General features: G+C 75.1%; 2 protein-coding genes and 1 pseudogene. 2 read left to right on the forward strand and 1 reads right to left on the reverse strand.

The features are described from left to right. Positions 1–188 precede the first annotated feature (188 nt). A complete protein-coding gene (locus tag JZ5iCDA_RS17415) occupies positions 189–563 on the forward strand; it encodes a C40 family peptidase (protein ID WP_069388233.1) in 375 nt (124 codons plus the stop codon). 13 nt (positions 564–576) lie between these two features. Here the strand turns inward: JZ5iCDA_RS17415 and JZ5iCDA_RS17420 are convergent, their stop codons facing one another. Beyond that, a complete protein-coding gene (locus JZ5iCDA_RS17420; RefSeq protein WP_069388234.1) occupies positions 577–1077 on the reverse strand; it encodes an inorganic diphosphatase in 501 nt (166 codons plus the stop codon). A 235-nt stretch (positions 1078–1312) separates the two neighbouring features. On the opposite strand from JZ5iCDA_RS17420, the pseudogene JZ5iCDA_RS17425 reads away from it, so the two are divergent. After that, positions 1313–1526 (forward strand): annotated as a pseudogene (locus tag JZ5iCDA_RS17425) (D-alanyl-D-alanine carboxypeptidase/D-alanyl-D-alanine endopeptidase); the annotation flags it as partial.

The raw sequence follows: 1526 nt of genomic DNA on the forward strand, positions 1-1526 counted from the left end.
GCGCGGGTGGAGGAGCCCCGTCGGCCGGTCCGACGGCGCCCGTCCCGGCTCCCGGCCCCGCGCCCGCACCAGCGCCTGCACCCGGTCCGGCACCGGTTCCTGCACCGGCGCCCAACCCCGACCCTGCTCCGGCACCGAGCCCCGCGCCGGCTCCGGCACCGGCCCCCGCCCGTCCGCCGGGGACGTCCGTGGGCAGCGCCGCCCAGGGCCAGGCCGCGGTCGCGTGGGCGCGGTCGAAGATCGGCTCCCCGTACGTGTTCGGGGGCACCGGGCCCGGCTACGACTGCTCGGGCCTCACCTCGCGCGCGTGGGCCTCGTCCGGCGTCGACATCACCCGCACGTCACGCTCGCAGTACCAGCGCGTGGCGAAGATCCCGTACGCGGAGCTGCGCCCGGGCGACCTGGTGTTCTACGCGGACGACCCGTCGGACCCGTCGACCATCCGCCACGTCGCGGTGTACGCCGGCGGAGGCACGATGGTCGAGGCTCCGCGGCCGGGCGTGAACGTCCGCGAGGTGCCGATGCGGTGGGCCGACGCGATGCCGTGGGCCGGCCGGCCGTGACGCGCGCCGGGCGTCAGTGCCCGACGTGGTACCCGGAGTCGATCGCGCGCTGCAGCGACCGCTCGATCTCGGCCTCGGCCTCGGTGCGGCCCACCCAGTGGGCGCCCTCGACCGACTTGCCGGGCTCGAGGTCCTTGTACACCTCGAAGAAGTGCTGGATCTCGAGACGGTGGAAGTCGGAGACGTCGTCGATGTCCTGGCGCCACGCGGCACGCTGGTCGCCCGTCGGCACGCACAGCACCTTGTCGTCGCCGCCGGCCTCGTCGCGCATGCGGAACATGCCGAGCGCGCGGCAGCGGATCAGGCAGCCGGGGAAGGTCGGCTCCTCGAGGAGGACCAGGGCGTCCAGCGGGTCGCCGTCCTCGCCGAGCGTCCCCTCGATGAAGCCGTAGTCGTCCGGGTAGCGCGTCGACGTGAACAGCATGCGGTCGAGACGGATGCGCCCGGTCGCGTGGTCGACCTCGTACTTGTTGCGCTGGCCCTTGGGGATCTCGATCGTGACGTCGAACTCCACTGCATGTCCTCCAGTCGTCCCTGCACCGCAGGACTCGGGCGGTGGCTGGTCGGGTGATCGACGGGCGGCGCCGTCGTGCGGACTAGTGTGACACGGCCGGTCCGGCAGCGAGGGCCGGGGAGGAGCCCGGGCGGCCCGCCCGGTGAGTGATAATGCGCACGTGCTCGCGCCCGGCCCCGTCCTGCAGGACGTCGTCCGGCACGCCCGCACGCGAGGCCACGAACGGGAGAGACGCATGGGTTGGGGCACGCGCGCCGGTGTGACGATCGGCGTCGTCCTGGCGCTCACGGGCGGCTACCTCGTGGCCGACGCCGTCGACGTCGTCCCCGGGATGCTCACCACGGCGCCGCCGCCGCGCGAGGCGGCGCCGTTCCCCGAGGCGCCCGGCGCCGTCGCGGCACCGCCGCTCGCCGCGGGCCTGCCCGCGCTCGACGAATCCGCGCCGGTCC

Origin of the sequence: Cellulosimicrobium cellulans (assembly GCF_001722485.1) — a bacterium.
Lineage (GTDB): Bacteria > Actinomycetota > Actinomycetes > Actinomycetales > Cellulomonadaceae > Cellulosimicrobium > Cellulosimicrobium cellulans_A.